The following is a 14,354-nucleotide window of genomic DNA, read 5'->3' as shown; positions in this document are numbered from 1 at the left end:
ACATGAAACTTAACAATATTCAGCTTTATAATTTTCGAAATTATACTCATCTCTCCCTTGACTTCCATCCTCATCTGAATATCTTTTTGGGGCAAAATGCTCAGGGGAAAACTAACATTTTAGAGAGCATCTACTTTCTCGCCCTCACAAGAAGCCATCGCACACATCACGATCGTGAGTTGATACGCTGGGACGCGAAAGAAATGAAGGTTTCAGGAACGGTTTATAAAGGACACAGCAATGTGCCATTAGAAGTTGCCTTGACTCCTAAAGGGCGTACCGCTCAGGTTAATCATCTCAAAGAAAACCGTTTGGCTGACTACATCGGTCAGCTTAATCTCATCATGTTTGCGCCCGAAGATTTAGAGCTCATCAAGGGAGCACCGAGCGTTCGTCGCCGCTTTCTTGACATGGAGATTGGCCAAATTCGTCCTGTTTATCTCCATAATTCTGTTCGCTATAACCGCGCTTTGAAGGAGCGCAACGCTTATCTTAAATTAGAGCGCAAGCAGATTGATACTACTTTTTTAGACGTCCTCGATAGTCAGCTAGCTGAACATGGGCAAAAGATTAGTGCGGAACGTCACAGTTTTATTTCCAAGTTAGAAAACTTAGCGCAAAAAATTCATCATCAACTCACACACGGTTTGGAAGAGCTAAAGATTGGCTATAAAATAAGTTCTGAATCTCTCCTTGATGATTTAGAAAAAGCGCGGGATAAAGATATTTTTCGCCATCAAACCTCTGTCGGTCCTCATCGTGACGATCTCACTTTTTTTGTCAATGGCATCAATGTTGCTGACTTTGGTAGTCAAGGGCAGCAAAGAACAGTGGCCTTATCGATTAAGTTAGCCGAAATTGATTTGATCTTTGAGGAAACAGGCGAATATCCTATCCTTTTGCTTGATGATGTTATGAGTGAACTTGACAATAACCGTCAGCTGGATCTTTTAGAAACAAGTCTTGGAAAAACACAGACCTTTATTACCACAACAACACTTGATCATCTCAAAAATTTACCTGAAAACTTGAGTATTTTCAATGTGAAACAAGGAGAAATTATAAAACATGAATAAGAAAGAGCCACCACTGACAGCAAAGCGTCTCAGTAAATTTAGGTCCCTATCTCAAGAGGGAGACGCTACATTACTGGAAAGAATTTCACTTCTTGTAGAGCAAGAACACGCCTTACGTCAACAAAAGGATAAGCTAGAAGAAGAGCTTCGGATTTTGGTCCACATCAAAAATGACCACTACTCAAAATTAGAACAAAAAAATTCGGAACTCTGATTCCGAATTTTTAATACTCTTTACAATCCGAGTAACTCTCTTAAACCATAATGATTACCCGCCAAGCCAATAACTGCAAAAATTGACAATGTAATAATCAAAAGAATCGACAGTACTTCGACATGAGAAAGTTTGCTCTTATTTTCTTTCTTCGCCATATGATAGAAGACAAAACCGATAGCATACAGAATAGACCCCATCCAAACATATTGCCAGCCAGAAAGCCAAAGTGCTAAAGCTTGAAAAGCAAAAGCAATGAATCCTATCCACATATTTTTAATATTTTTTTCTTCCCAGCCATGTTTCATCATATAAGCACCAACCAAAGCATAACAAATCATGATACAGGCAGTACAGAGATAAACCATGACATTATAAGCATTGGCTACAAAGAAAGTGACAATGATGAAAAGTTGAACAAAAATTTGCGTGAGCCACAGCGAATTTGCCGGTGCATTATACTTGTTCAAACGGCCAAACCACTCTGGGAGTAATTTTTGGTTGGCCAGCTGTGTTGTTGACTCCACTGGAAGCATAGTCCATGAAAGCCAAGCACCTAGTACCGAGACGACTAAACCAACTGCCATCAAAGCCCCACCAAAATCACCAAGCATATCTTTTAAAATATAAACCATCCCTGGTGTTTTCATAGCAGCCAACTCGGCTTGTTCATAATAACCGAACGGCAATAAGGAAAGTAAAACATAGATAAAAAGTAAAACGATGAGTCCAACGATGGTTGCACGCCCCGCATCAGATTTTTTCTTGGCGCGATCTCCCATCATCGCAGCTCCCTCTATACCAACAAAGACCCAAATCATGACTATAAGGGAGCTTTTGACTTGTTCAAGTAAACCGCCTGCTGTCATAGCCCCCTGTATTTGAATCATACCTTGAGCATTTTCAGAAACATTGTTCCAAAACTCTGTCGTGAAGATGCCTAGCTTAAACATCAAAATCCCGGCAATCATAAAGACAAAAATCGGTATCAGTTTACACACTAAGACGATAGCATTAACAACCGCCGCAGACTCCACACCCTTGCTGACAAGTAAAGATAGAAGCCAAGAAAGAGCAGATACTGTAACAACTGCAAGTATGGTTAAGCTCCCATTCGGATTTGCAAATTTTCCGGGAAAAAAATAATCCATGGAAATCATCATCAGTACTGCAAAAGCGATATTTCCAAGCCAAGTGGAAAGCCAATAGCCCCAGCCAGAAAGAAAACCAACCAGATCCCCAAAACCCTCCCGAGCATAGTCAGAAACCCCTGAGAGTTCTGGTTTATTAATAATAAGATGGTTTAAGCTTAAAACAAGAGTCAAGAGCCCCAAACCTACAAAGAACCATGCGACAATAACACCGCCAGCCGTGGCTCCATTGGCCAAATCATTGGAAAGGTTAAATACCCCTCCACCTATGGCACTTGACACAACGATGGATATCAGGGCTATTAGTCCCATTCCTTTTTTATTTTCCATTTATTTTCCTATAATTTCACTTTCATTTACATCAAAAACATTTCCTTAATATAACATTTTTTGCATTTTCATGCAACTTTTATCTGCTTATTTTCTCTCCTTGTTTATATTTTTACATTTTTTATTTTTTCTCTCAAAAGCAAAAAATAGCCTTTCTATTAAGGCTACTTTTGCTTTTCTTAATATCCATTTGGATGTGAGCTATGCCATTTCCAAGCATTCTCAATAATGTGTTCCAAATCATTTTTTACATGCCAGTCTAAGATTTTACCCGCCTTGGTTGAGTCTGCAACAAGCATATCCGGATCACCCGGGCGACGTTCTCCCATCTTTGCAGGGATTTCTTTGCCCGTCACACGACGTGCTGTTTCTAAGACTTCGAGATTTGAGTAACCTTTAGAAGAACCAAGATTAAACTGGTCAGAAGCTCCGCCAGACTTTAGATATTCCAAGGCTTTAATGTGCGCTTCGATCAAATCTTCCATATCGATATAATCACGAACACAAGTGCCATCAGGGGTATTGTAATCATCACCATAAATCGTGATAAAATCACGCTGTCCCAGCGCTGTCTGTAAGATAAGTGGAATCAGGTGGGTTTCGTTTTTATGCGCTTCACCGATACTGCCGTCATCTTTTGCCCCTGCAACATTGAAATAGCGTAGTGCTACATAAGTCATATCTGTTGCTTGAGATTGCCATTTCATCATTTTTTCCATGATGAGCTTACTTTCACCGTATGGATTTATCGGTTTTTGTGGTGTTTTTTCAGAAATTGGACTTTCTTCTGGTATACCGAAAGTTGCTGCTGTACTTGAGAAAACGATATGTTTGATACCAAATTCTTCCATAGCTTCCAGTATAACCTGCGCTCCCCCCACATTGTTATTAAAATACATCAGCGGTTTTTGCATCGACTCCCCCACTAATGAATAGGCGCAAAAATGCATCAGGCCTTCAATGTTATCTTCTTTTTTGAAAACCTCAGCCAAAAAGTCATGATCGCGGACATCTCCTTCATAGAAACGAACCTTTGCAGGTACTGCTTCACGATGCCCTGTCACCAGATTGTCTATCACTGCAACATCATAGCCACGCGCCAGCAGCATATCAACAGCATGACTTCCCACATAGCCTGCGCCTCCAAGCACTAAGACTGTCATTTTATTTTACCCTCCATTACTTTGAGTCACAAAGTTTTTCATTAATAATATTTAAGTACAAGTATAGCTTTATTCATTTATAAAAGCAACATACACATGTCTGCATTTTCCTAGACTCTAGATACTGATGTCTACCTTTTTCTACTCATATTTTAAACGTTCAATTTTAACGCCCGTATATTGACCAATCACATCAATGGCATGATAGTAACGGCTGAGATAAGCATGAGTATCACGAGCTGTTTCCTTATCATCCAAACATACCATTTTATCTGTCAACCCCTGCTTCTCTATCTCTTTCAAAAGAGAGGCGTCTTTATTTGAGGGAATGAGGAGAACCAAGTCCATGTTTGGTGCTAAGTTATTATCAATAAAGACCAATCCCTGATTTCCCGAAGAAACAAGAGCCTTTTCAATGTCTTTTGCAAAAGGCGCATCGTTAAAAGAGCGCGCTAAACGTCGAGCTAAGGTTGTCTTACCACTCTGCTTCCCTCCAACAACTCCAACAATTTTAGTAAAATGACGGCGAAAAACAGGATTTATATCCTGCCAATGCAGCAAAGGATCTTCACGGATTTCTGTTGCCGATATCTTGACATCTTGTCTGTCTGCAATTTCTACCCTGTACTCGCGTTCGTCTTTCGGAAAACGAGCCTGCAACTCTGTCACATAATCAGGCTCCCCTACATAAAAGGTAATCCTCTGACTGTCATAATCTTTTAGCAATTCCAGCAAGCGAGAAAACCAATCGTCCCAGCCTTGAGGCATTGGTGGCAAGTCTGTTTCATCCAACTTTGCAACAGAAATATCAGCCTCATCTGCAAAAGCTTCTTGCAAGTAACGATAGCGCTGCTCCAGAGGTAAACCAATCTTATCTCCTCTATCCTTTGCATAACCTGATACAACCAAAAGCACTTGATCATTAAGCGCCGCGCACTTGTATATTTGCTGCTGATGCCCTTTATGCAAAGGAGCAAATGTACCAAAATAAACACCCAGTTTTTTCTTTTCAATCATTGCATGCCCTTACTCTATTTTTTAGGCACGGACAGTCTTTGCTGCGCCTGATTTATCATAGAGGTTGATTAAACCAGCCCCTGATTTCCGAATCATGTCACCAGGCTTCACAGGGGTTTCCACATCAATATACAAAAGTGTCATTGGGTTTGGTGCGCGATCAATTGGTTCACCGGTTTCTGCTAAACGCAAGTTTTGGATTGTGGTTTCAGAATGACGGAAACCTGGTCCATAAAACTCAATCGTGTCCCCCTCTGTAATCACATTACGCTGGCGAATCGTCGCCACTTTGCGCTCTGCATCGTATGCCACAACTTCTCCGATAAACTTGTATTCTGGAATCTTGCGACGTGCGCCAAAGAGTTGCTTGTTTTCATCAGGAATACCGTAATAAAAGCCTGTATCTAGTTCACGCTGTGCAACCTTCCACAGTTCATCAATCAGATCCTGCTTGATTTCTTCAAACTTTTCAGGACTTTCGAGATAAGCATCGATAGCTGCTTTGTAAACGTTAGAAACTGTAGAAACATAATGAATAGACTTCATACGCCCTTCAATTTTTAGAGAATTTACACCATTTTTAATCATATCTGGAATATGTTCAATCATACTCATGTCAACAGCTGACATTGAGAACTCTTCAGGAATTTCTCCATTGATGGACTTACGTTCCCTGCCAAAAGGCATATCATAAAGGTCATATTTCCAGCGGCAAGACTGAGAGCATCCTCCACGGTTAGCATCACGCATACTCATATAGTTTGAAAGAACGCAGCGTCCGCTGTAGGAAATACACATGGCCCCGTGAACAAAGGCTTCGATTTCAACAGTCGTATGTTTCCGGATTTCCGCTAATTCTTCCATAGAAACCTCGCGCGCCAATACCACACGCTCTAAACCTAGCCCTTTCCAGAATTCCAGAGTTTCATAGTTCGTTGCTGAAGACTGGGTAGACAGATGGATAGGAAGGCCAGGTGCTTCTGCAGCACAGATGGCAATTAGTGCTGGGTCGGAAACGATAACCGCAGATATTCCTAAATCACGCAGGGTACGGAACCACTCGCCTGCTCCTTCTTCATTTCCCTCATGTGTCACCATGTTTGCTGCAACATAAACTTTGGCATTGTGTGCAGCTGCATATTCAACTCCCTCACGCATTTCTTCAAAGGTGAAATTTCCCGCACGTGAGCGTAAACCATAGGCTTGACCGCCAATATACACAGCATCTGCACCATAATCAATAGCGACTTTAAGCTTTTCGAGTGTGCCTGCCGGTGCAAGTACCTCAGGTCTTGTATAATTTTTTTGCATTTTTTCTCCTATTTTCAAGATAAGATTTTTGATAAGGTCTGCCGACCAAAACTTTTTTTATTTTTTAAACTTAGCTACAACTCGTTTTTATTTAATTTCGTTCGGGTCAAAATCATAGAAACCATGAGATAAAGTCCGTCCAGCTGGATGCAATTTGCGAACTTCTTCTTCGAGTTGAAAGGCTTTATCTGCTGTAAACTCTCCTGCTTCAATACATTTTTTCGCCTCAATAAATCGTTTTGTTACTTGAACAAAAACATCACCACGTGTATAAATCCCGTCAAGTTTCCAGTGGTCAAAGCCCATTTTCGTCAAGTCTGACAGTTCACTCATCATATTAAGATCGTCGTTGGCAAAGATATGTGTCCCATGATTGTCTTCAAAAATACTGTAATGGGTATCCTCTTTTTTAGGCTCCGAGACAAAAAGATTACGCTCGCGGTCTTTGCCAGTTTCCTTTGTCTTGATAAAATTATAGTAATTCTGAATCAAAGGACGCTTACTTTGATGAATGACCGTCGCACCGTAGACTAGAATTTCTCCCGGCACTTCCAGATTTCCCGTCATCGCTTCAAGTTCTGCCTTGGGAAGCTCGCGAGCTAAAACAGCTTCTACAGCCCCTTGTCCTGCCCAAAAATTTACCTGACGGCTTGATGTAACCATCGTTGAAGCATCATAAACAAAGGGTAGATTATACTTGTCTCTTTGAAGGACAAAAATGACACCTGCATCTCCCACCGCTATCTTGTCTACTCTAATTTCTTGCAAGAAGTCTAAGAAGGGTTTGATTTTAGCCATCATATCCACGTGCATCAAGGCATTCACCGCAACAGTAACTGTCTTTCCTGCCTCATGCGCCAAAGCAGTAATTTCTCGTATTTCTTCATAGCTAAGTGCCGTGGGTAAACGCAAGCCAAACTCAGCTTCACCAATATAAAGATTGTCAGTTCCAGCTTCAAGGAGCGCTTTGGCTTGCTCCACACTTTCTGCTGTTGTAGTAATTTTAATCATAATCTCAATTATAACAAAAAAGCAACAAAGCTGCCTTTCATCAGAAATATCATACTCTGACAAGGTCTGAACAGCTGATTTTTACTGTATTTTATTTTTTTCTCAAATGAATTGTAACATTTGTTACGAAATCACCTTGCAAACATTTGCATAATTTGTTATCATGTAATATAGAACTTAATTATCGGGAAAACTTAGGAAGTAAATATGGAATTAAAAAATTTAAACGATTTTTATGAAAAACAGGAATATTATTCGTATGATGAGCTGAACTCCGAACAAACGCACCTTAATAAACGTGTGCATGAGCTAACTTTCTTTCTCAACGTTGCCAGCTTTTCAATTATCATGGCAATGATGATTTACATTTTCACCACAGTAACAAGTAGTCTAGTCGCTGTTCCAGCTGCACTTGTCGTTGGTTTTATCGTTTTTCTTCTCTGTAAGAAGGGGATTAAAAAACTTGTTTACCTCATCACAAAATAATAATTTTTAATTCCTAGTAAAAGCTAGCTCAAAGTCAAAATAGCACAAAAACCTCAGTTGAGGTTTTTTATTTTGTTCCAATTAAAACTTGGACATGGATTGTTGCCTGAGTTGGTGGCTTTTCTCTCGCTTTCTCCTTTACTTCAGAAGAAGCAGCCCATTCTAGAGGGCTCATTTCCAGAAAATCCAGATACAGCTCTTCTGGCAACTCAAAACAGTAATGCAATTCTTTTTGTAAAGCATCTGGGTATTCCTGCTTAAAGCGTTGAATAACGTCACTGTTGTCATAATCTATAGGCAGACCATAAACGGCACGTAACTCTTGCAAGTAAAACCTGTCTGGTATGATTTTGATGATTTTCCCTTCATTCTTTAAAACGCGTTTAAATTCCTCGTAATTTGAAGGACTAAAGATATTTAATACGGTTGACATGGAGGCATCTGCAAAAGGAAGATTTGTCAGATCAGCCAAACTGAGGAAGACTGAAAAAGGCAAATCTGTCGCCATCTCAATCCCGTCTCTTGCAATATCAAAGCCAAACTTATTCCCTTCAAGAGACAGCAACTTTAAAAACTTTCCCTCACCGGTTCCAACATCAAGAAGATTTCCTGCTTGCAGATGTTTTTCAATTTCTTCCAGTACCGGCGTGTACATCCCAGCAGCAATCAAACGACGCCTCGGCTCAAACATCCTTTTCGTATAGTGTGCCGTATCGGGCTTCGTTTGCAAGAAGTTCACATAGCCTTTTTTATTCAAATTAAAGGTATGATTTTTGTCGCAGCGGAGCGCATAAGGCTCCAAAGTAAAAGAATGGTGACATAAAGGGCAGCGTAGATTATCTATATTTTTTTCTAAGTATAGATAAGCTTTCTCGATTTTTTTTAACATGGTTTTATTATAACATTTAGCTCCAAGCTTTAAATTTTAAAACTCTGCCAGCTGAAGTCAGAATAATAAATCCAAATAAAGTCTCTCACTCTCTTTTTCGATCGTTTTCATTTTTTCATAACCCATTTTCTTTTTGCTATAATATATAAAAAGCCAGAAAAGGAAAAATAGATGATATGATTATTCGTGAACTTTGTGTCGAAAACTTTACTGAAATCCCTCGTGCCGTTGCTGCTGGAGTCGAACGTATAGAACTTTGTGATAACCTTACTGTCGGAGGAACAACACCAAGCTACGGCGTGATTCAACAAGCGGCTGAATTTATCGGTGATCAAAAAACTACTTTAGCTGTCATCATCCGTCCACGTGGGGGGAATTTTGTTTATAATTCCTATGAATTAAAAATCATGGAAAATGATATCTTAAAAGCTATTGAAGCAGGGGCTCAAAACCTAGTTTGGGGTGCCTTGACAGAAGACAATAAGATTGATACCGAAGCTCTCGAAACACTCATGGTCGCCTCACAGGGACTTCCTGTTACTTTCCACATGGCTTTTGATGAAATCGAAGATCAGTATGAAGCTATTGATACTCTGATTGAAGCAGGCGTGGACAAAATTCTCATGCACGGTGACAGCTTAGATAAGCCTCTCAATACAGCCAAAATCGCAGAACTGGTGCAATATGCCCAAGGTAAAATCACGATTATTATCGGTGGTGGTGTAACTGTTGATAACTTTGAAGAATACGCAAGTTTGACTGGAACAAATTTCGTACACGGTACAAAAATTCTTTCAGAATGAGAGACTGCTTAGAAACGATAATAAAAATCATGACAAATAAAACAAGGAATCGCTCAATGCTCACGATTCCTTGTTTTGTGTTTCTTAGACAAACTCGCCTTTTTCACAGCCGCGATTAAAGACGAGCTTTTTCTTTATTTCTCGGAAGTTTATTTTAAATAGCTTTGCTTCTTATTTGCCTCACCAGTTATTTTTTATCACTTTTCAACTGCTCCTTTTGCTCAGTTATTGTTGAACAATAAGGGCTGGACGAATCCCTCCAGAAGAACTTACTGTGTTAGTCCGAGTTGAATGCAACCGTCCGTAACCAGCAGCATTAGATATTTGCCAATTAAATTCATTGTTTGAATCAGCAAAGGTTCGAAGAGCCCAATAAGTATCATTAGAGCCCACCCGTTCATCGTGGTTAGAGAAAGCTAGCCCTGATCCGGATAAACGTGTCACATCTGCTAATGAGAGTGCAAAGGCACGAGGGGCACCGCTTGTGTCAACTTGGGTAATGTCTGCCGCGACAACTGGGAAGTCATTTAAATTCGTTGGTCGCCATCTAAACTCTCCCTCCCAAATAATATCATTTGCCGTTACATTTCCCACTGTAAAGCTATTCGCAACAGGTTGAACCATCATTTGGACTGTTAAATCAAGAGCATCATACCAAGTGTTTAATGCTGTGTCTTTTCCTTCAAAACTCACGGAACGTATACTTTCATTCCGGATAATCAAATGATTCCCACCACCTTGATTCTCCAAATAACGATACTGCTCATTAGCCATGGTGAAGATAGTTCCCGGTGCCATGATACTAAAGTTGATTTGGTCGGGTTGGACATTGTCATCTGGTCCCGGGTTCCCCCAGTTGTTATCAATGGAACCATTCTGTACAGCTGTCAAGAAGTCAGACAAGTCATCATGGTGGGTAAAGCTTCCATCTGCAGCCAAGAAATCATTGATACGGTCAGGACTGATCAGTTGCCCGTCCACATGGATACCGTAGTAATATTCTCCCGGGATAGCATTCGCTGCTGCGGTCATCTGTGCTGCATCCAAGAGGTAAGAGGTGGTCTCTCCTGCTTGGAGTTGATTGGCCCAGTAAGCCCAACCTGTTTGGTGGTCGATGACCCAGAAGTTCCCAACTTTCAGGTTATTAGGCAAGGCTGCCCACTGGCTGATGGTCATCGGGGCACGCTCTTGTTGCAGGTTTTGGGCTGCATCATGGCTGACTTCTTCGCCCGGCCAAACTGGACCGCTATTGTCAAAGCTGCCGCCAGAGGACCAGTAGGCATCTGTACCATCTCCGGGGTGAGTAGCGCCGTCTGTTACCCCGTCTGTGGCTGTACTTGTGAGCCAGTCACGGGCATGTCCTGCGGCTGCTGTCATCAGGTCTTGGTTGTCCCGGTTGAAGGTCGGCATAAACCATGGGGCATCTTGACCTGAACGGCTCCAACCAAAGGTCAGGTTAGAGTAGGTGTTGAAGGCTGCCGAGTCATCTACACGGGTGTTCAGGTTGGTTTCTGAGGGACGCATGACCGTCCAAGTGTCCACTTGGTCACGGATGGTGCCGTTCACTATAGGGGTGAAGTCTGTATCTCCTGTTGAGCGTTTCTCCATGAACTCGGAGAGGCGGATACGGGCCATGAGGGGCACATTGCCATAGTTCTCCACGAAGACGTCCTTGTTTTCGGTGTCACGGTTGTAGTAGTCGTGGACGCGGCCTCCGGGGATGTTTTCTCGGATGCGGTCATTGATGGCCCGCTGGTTGAAGGCTTGGAAGGCGAAGGTACCGCCTACCAAGAGCAATAAGAGGGACAGGAACGCGAGGTTGCGCAGCCGCCGTTGGTTTTTCTTTTCTGGTGTCATAAACTCCTCCTTTGACGTAACGTTTGGTTTAGATTTTTCTTTACATTTATATTTCTAATGTTACGTTTACTTTCTGAGTCTATAGTATAAAAAAAAAAAAAGGTCAAATGAAATGAGTGTTTGATGAGAAAAGGGTGCTTGGTTTGGATTGGGGCTTGCTTGGTCTTCTCTGCTGGAAATGTGAAACTGCTAAACCTAAAAAACCTTACTAAGTTAGAACCTCCTCTATGAAGTTCATTACTTACATTTTCTTGCAGCACTTTCCCTCTCTACTCCACATTTTTCTAATTCGTGCAAATTTGTTAAAATAAGGTGTAGATAAAATAATTAAAGGGAGTGAAAGAATATGAAAAGGAAAGATCGCCGAAAGAAAAAAAGTATGACCAAAATTTTATTACTGCTTTTGGTTTTGATAATAGGCGTGATTGTGTATGTCTTCCTCAATCAAAAACAAGCTGATAAAAAGGCTGAAAACTCTGTAGCAAATATTGCTTCAAAAGAAAAAAATACTGTTTCAAAAAATTCCTCTGAAAAGAAAGTGTTGCTTTCTAAAGACGAAAATCACTTGCCTATATTAATGTATCATTATGTTACTTCAAATTCTGATGAGCTCCCTCAAGATTCTAATAATATAGACATTGTGGCTTTCGAAAATCAACTAAAGGCCCTAAAAGAAAACAACTACAAAACTGTCAGTGCTGCCGAAGCACAGCAGTTGCTAACAAAAAAGGAAAAGTTGGATAATAAACTGGTCTGGCTCACATTTGACGATGGCTCCGTTACAATGTACACAAGAATTTTCCCATTACTAAAAAAATATAACATGCACGCCACCTCATTTATTATTACAGATTATGTGAATAACGGACAAGGTGGAATCCTTACATGGGACCAAATCAAAGAGATGAAAGAAAGCGGGCTAGTGGATTTTGGAAGCCATACAGCCCAACACTTTGATCTAGGTCTACAAACTGCCGAACAACAGCAAGAGGAACTTTTGAAGTCCAAATCAGATTTAGACAAAGAGCTAAACCAGAATACCGATATGATCTGTTACCCAGCTGGTGGATACAATCAAGATACGCTTAATATTGCTGATAAACTTGGCTATAAATTTGGGGTTCTTGATCCTGGGCGTAATGGTGCTATCGAATCTGATGCTAAAGAGAGTGACGGACTTCTTATGCTTCCTCGCTATAGAATGTTAGATACAACAACACCCAATGACTTGTTGAAAATGCTTGAACAATCTACCGTCTATAATACAGAAAACACGATTGAAAAATAATCAAGCTTATCACAGAAGAACGGACTTAATTTCGACCTAAAAATAATTTTTCACAAACACAAAAACCTCTCTATTAAGCGGTTTTCATAATCATGTAAAGTCATGTAGGTGTATATTTAAGGCGCCTAAGCCTTGGCGACTCACAAAATTTGACAAACTCGGTCGTTATGATATAATGGTTTCAACGAATATTGTAGTGAGCATTGCTCACCGCTTAAACCGAGGACTGGCAAATTTCCTCGGTTTTTTGTTTTTCAAATTTCAAACAGCAAAAAATGCCCCTCTGGCAAAGGGGCGAAATAGTGGACTAACGGCGCTTACGTCGGTCTTTCAACCAATCCTTGACCAGCTCAAGGACTACTCCGACCACTATCGGAGCGACAACTGATACGAATATTGTAATGAGCATAAACTCACCTCCTTTCTAAGACGTGATTGCATCAGAAAGGTGCGCCGAAAGTTATTATAGCATAGTCTGACAAGTCTATCGGTTAAAACCAAAAAATCCACCCCTAGACTTTCCAAAGTTCAGGACGGTTTTAAACTACACATCTAAGAAATTAGGAGTGCCAAGAAATCTTTCTCTACAAGATATGTACATCAAACATAACATTTGACAAGTCATTCAAGAATTGATAGACTAATCTTGTGCATCAAGATTGCACAATTAATATAGTTAAATCATCTCTTGATAGTAAACCCCCCACATATCCGGGAAAGGTTGAGGTCAGGAGATTTTTGTATTTTAAGGAGAAAAAATGACTAAAGTTGCAATATTAGTAGATGGTGGATTTTATCGCAGAATATCGAATAATGTTAAAGGACATAAAACAGCAAAAGAAAAAGCTGATGAGCTTTACGGTTACTGCTTACGCCATCTTAAAGGCATACATAAAGAGGACGAATATGATGAATTATATCGTATTTTCTACTACGACAGTGCACCGCTCAATAAAGTTGTCTACCATCCATTAACCAAGAAAAATATAGATTTTTCTCGATTAGATAGCAAAAAATGGGCAGAGGATTTTTATAGTGAACTTTCACGAAAAAGAAAAGTCGCTTTAAGATTTGGAGAACTTAGCGATGGTAGCGCTGCTTATAACATAAAGGCAGAAACAACTAAAAAACTTCTTAAAGGTTCTAAGAAAATCGAAGATTTACAAGAACATGATTTATCATTGAATGTTCAACAAAAAGGCGTTGATATGCGTATTGGGTTAGATATAGCTACCCTTGCTTTCAAAAACCAAGTTGATAAAATTGTTCTCATAGCAGGCGATAGTGATTTTGTTCCGGCTGCAAAATTAGCACGTAGAGAAGGGATTGATTTTATGCTTGATTCCTTGGGAAATAATATCAAGGACTCATTATCAATGCATATTGATGGTCGAAGAACCTGCGATAATGATTACATCAAGAGATATTAAAACAAAAAAGCCACCCAAGTTTGGCGACTGCGGAACGGCTTTAGATTAAGTACAAAAACAACACGGCACTTGTGTCTTTTCTTGTACTCCGTTTTACAAGAAAAAAGGAGTTAAATGAAATTATGGCAAGTTTCAGAAAGCGTGGAAAAACATGGGAATTTACAATTTCAAGAGCAAAAGAAAATAAACCACCACTCACAAAAGGTGGCTTTAGAACCAAAGCTGATGTAATTGAAGCAGCTGATAAAGCGAAGACCGAACTTAAAAACGAGTCACAATTTGCATGAGACATTACCCTATATGATATATGATTATTTTGAGCATGTAT

Annotated in this window: 15 protein-coding genes; 7 read left to right on the top strand and 8 right to left on the bottom strand. The window is 40.2% G+C overall.

The annotated features are described in order from the left end of the window. The first annotated feature begins 2 nt into the window (after nt 1-2). Both recF and ACGHCK_RS06135 read left to right on the top strand, forming a co-directional pair. Nucleotides 3-1,076 (top strand): DNA replication/repair protein RecF, encoded by a 1,074-nt coding sequence (recF, locus tag ACGHCK_RS06140; protein WP_251422422.1) that lies wholly within the window; start codon nt 3-5, stop codon nt 1,074-1,076. After that, the gene (locus tag ACGHCK_RS06135) at nt 1,069-1,290 is read left to right on the top strand and encodes a MerR family transcriptional regulator (RefSeq protein WP_271328122.1); all 222 of its coding nucleotides are present in this window, start codon (nt 1,069-1,071) and stop codon (nt 1,288-1,290) included. Before recF ends, ACGHCK_RS06135 begins: the two co-directional genes overlap by 8 nt. A 20-nt stretch (nt 1,291-1,310) precedes the next feature. Here ACGHCK_RS06135 and ACGHCK_RS06130 read toward each other — a convergent pair whose 3' ends face one another. From ACGHCK_RS06130 to ACGHCK_RS06110, 5 genes are all read right to left on the bottom strand, one after another. Continuing rightward, nucleotides 1,311-2,771 (bottom strand): basic amino acid/polyamine antiporter, encoded by a 1,461-nt coding sequence (locus tag ACGHCK_RS06130; protein WP_251422416.1) that lies wholly within the window; start codon nt 2,769-2,771, stop codon nt 1,311-1,313. Between the two features lie 179 nt (nt 2,772-2,950). Beyond that, nucleotides 2,951-3,934: a UDP-glucose 4-epimerase GalE gene (galE, locus tag ACGHCK_RS06125; RefSeq protein WP_251422413.1), complete on the bottom strand. Its 984-nt coding sequence runs from the start codon at nt 3,932-3,934 to the stop codon at nt 2,951-2,953. A gap of 141 nt (nt 3,935-4,075) precedes the next feature. Next, nucleotides 4,076-4,951 carry an adenylyltransferase/cytidyltransferase family protein gene (locus ACGHCK_RS06120; RefSeq protein ID WP_251422410.1) on the bottom strand — a complete coding sequence of 292 codons (876 nt, stop codon included), beginning with the start codon at nt 4,949-4,951 and terminating at the stop codon, nt 4,076-4,078. Between the two features lie 21 nt (nt 4,952-4,972). Continuing rightward, nucleotides 4,973-6,262, bottom strand: a complete 1,290-nt coding sequence (locus ACGHCK_RS06115; protein WP_202231150.1) for a peptidase U32 family protein — start codon at nt 6,260-6,262, stop codon at nt 4,973-4,975. Between the two features lie 87 nt (nt 6,263-6,349). Then, nucleotides 6,350-7,273: a peptidase U32 family protein gene (locus ACGHCK_RS06110; protein ID WP_251422408.1), complete on the bottom strand. Its 924-nt coding sequence runs from the start codon at nt 7,271-7,273 to the stop codon at nt 6,350-6,352. A gap of 207 nt (nt 7,274-7,480) precedes the next feature. Between ACGHCK_RS06110 and ACGHCK_RS06105 the strand changes: the two genes are divergently transcribed. Then, on the top strand, nt 7,481-7,759 hold the full coding sequence (locus ACGHCK_RS06105) for a DUF3270 family protein (protein WP_202231148.1): 279 nt from the start codon (nt 7,481-7,483) through the stop codon (nt 7,757-7,759). Nucleotides 7,760-7,826: 67 nt separating this feature from the next. On the opposite strand, the gene ACGHCK_RS06100 is transcribed toward ACGHCK_RS06105, so the two are convergent. Next, entirely contained in the window at nt 7,827-8,648 is an 822-nt protein-coding gene (locus ACGHCK_RS06100) for a putative RNA methyltransferase (RefSeq protein WP_251422405.1), read from the bottom strand. A 176-nt stretch (nt 8,649-8,824) separates the two neighbouring features. On the opposite strand from ACGHCK_RS06100, the gene ACGHCK_RS06095 reads away from it, so the two are divergent. Then, complete coding sequence (locus ACGHCK_RS06095; RefSeq protein WP_271328121.1) at nt 8,825-9,451, top strand: copper homeostasis protein CutC; 627 nt, start codon at nt 8,825-8,827, stop codon at nt 9,449-9,451. 225 nt (nt 9,452-9,676) lie between these two features. Here the strand turns inward: ACGHCK_RS06095 and ACGHCK_RS06090 are convergent, their stop codons facing one another. After that, entirely contained in the window at nt 9,677-11,308 is a 1,632-nt protein-coding gene (locus ACGHCK_RS06090) for a hypothetical protein (RefSeq protein WP_394304507.1), read from the bottom strand. Between the two features lie 346 nt (nt 11,309-11,654). Here ACGHCK_RS06090 and ACGHCK_RS06085 point away from each other — a divergent pair, with 346 nt between their 5' ends. Then, nucleotides 11,655-12,596, top strand: a complete 942-nt coding sequence (locus ACGHCK_RS06085; RefSeq protein ID WP_202231215.1) for a polysaccharide deacetylase family protein — start codon at nt 11,655-11,657, stop codon at nt 12,594-12,596. A 307-nt stretch (nt 12,597-12,903) separates the two neighbouring features. Here the strand turns inward: ACGHCK_RS06085 and ACGHCK_RS06080 are convergent, their stop codons facing one another. Beyond that, on the bottom strand, nt 12,904-13,005 hold the full coding sequence (locus tag ACGHCK_RS06080; protein WP_202231214.1) for a type I toxin-antitoxin system Fst family toxin: 102 nt from the start codon (nt 13,003-13,005) through the stop codon (nt 12,904-12,906). Between the two features lie 349 nt (nt 13,006-13,354). Between ACGHCK_RS06080 and ACGHCK_RS06075 the strand changes: the two genes are divergently transcribed. After that, the gene (locus ACGHCK_RS06075) at nt 13,355-14,026 is read left to right on the top strand and encodes an NYN domain-containing protein (protein WP_202231213.1); all 672 of its coding nucleotides are present in this window, start codon (nt 13,355-13,357) and stop codon (nt 14,024-14,026) included. Between the two features lie 122 nt (nt 14,027-14,148). After that, complete coding sequence (locus ACGHCK_RS06070; RefSeq protein WP_202231212.1) at nt 14,149-14,313, top strand: hypothetical protein; 165 nt, start codon at nt 14,149-14,151, stop codon at nt 14,311-14,313. Nucleotides 14,314-14,354 lie beyond the last annotated feature (41 nt).

This window comes from Lactococcus muris (assembly GCF_042849115.1).
In the GTDB taxonomy this organism is placed as follows: Bacteria; Bacillota; Bacilli; order Lactobacillales; family Streptococcaceae; genus Lactococcus; species Lactococcus muris.
The sequence above is the reverse complement of the archived record's forward strand: the minus strand, read 5'-3'. Positions and strand labels throughout refer to the sequence as shown.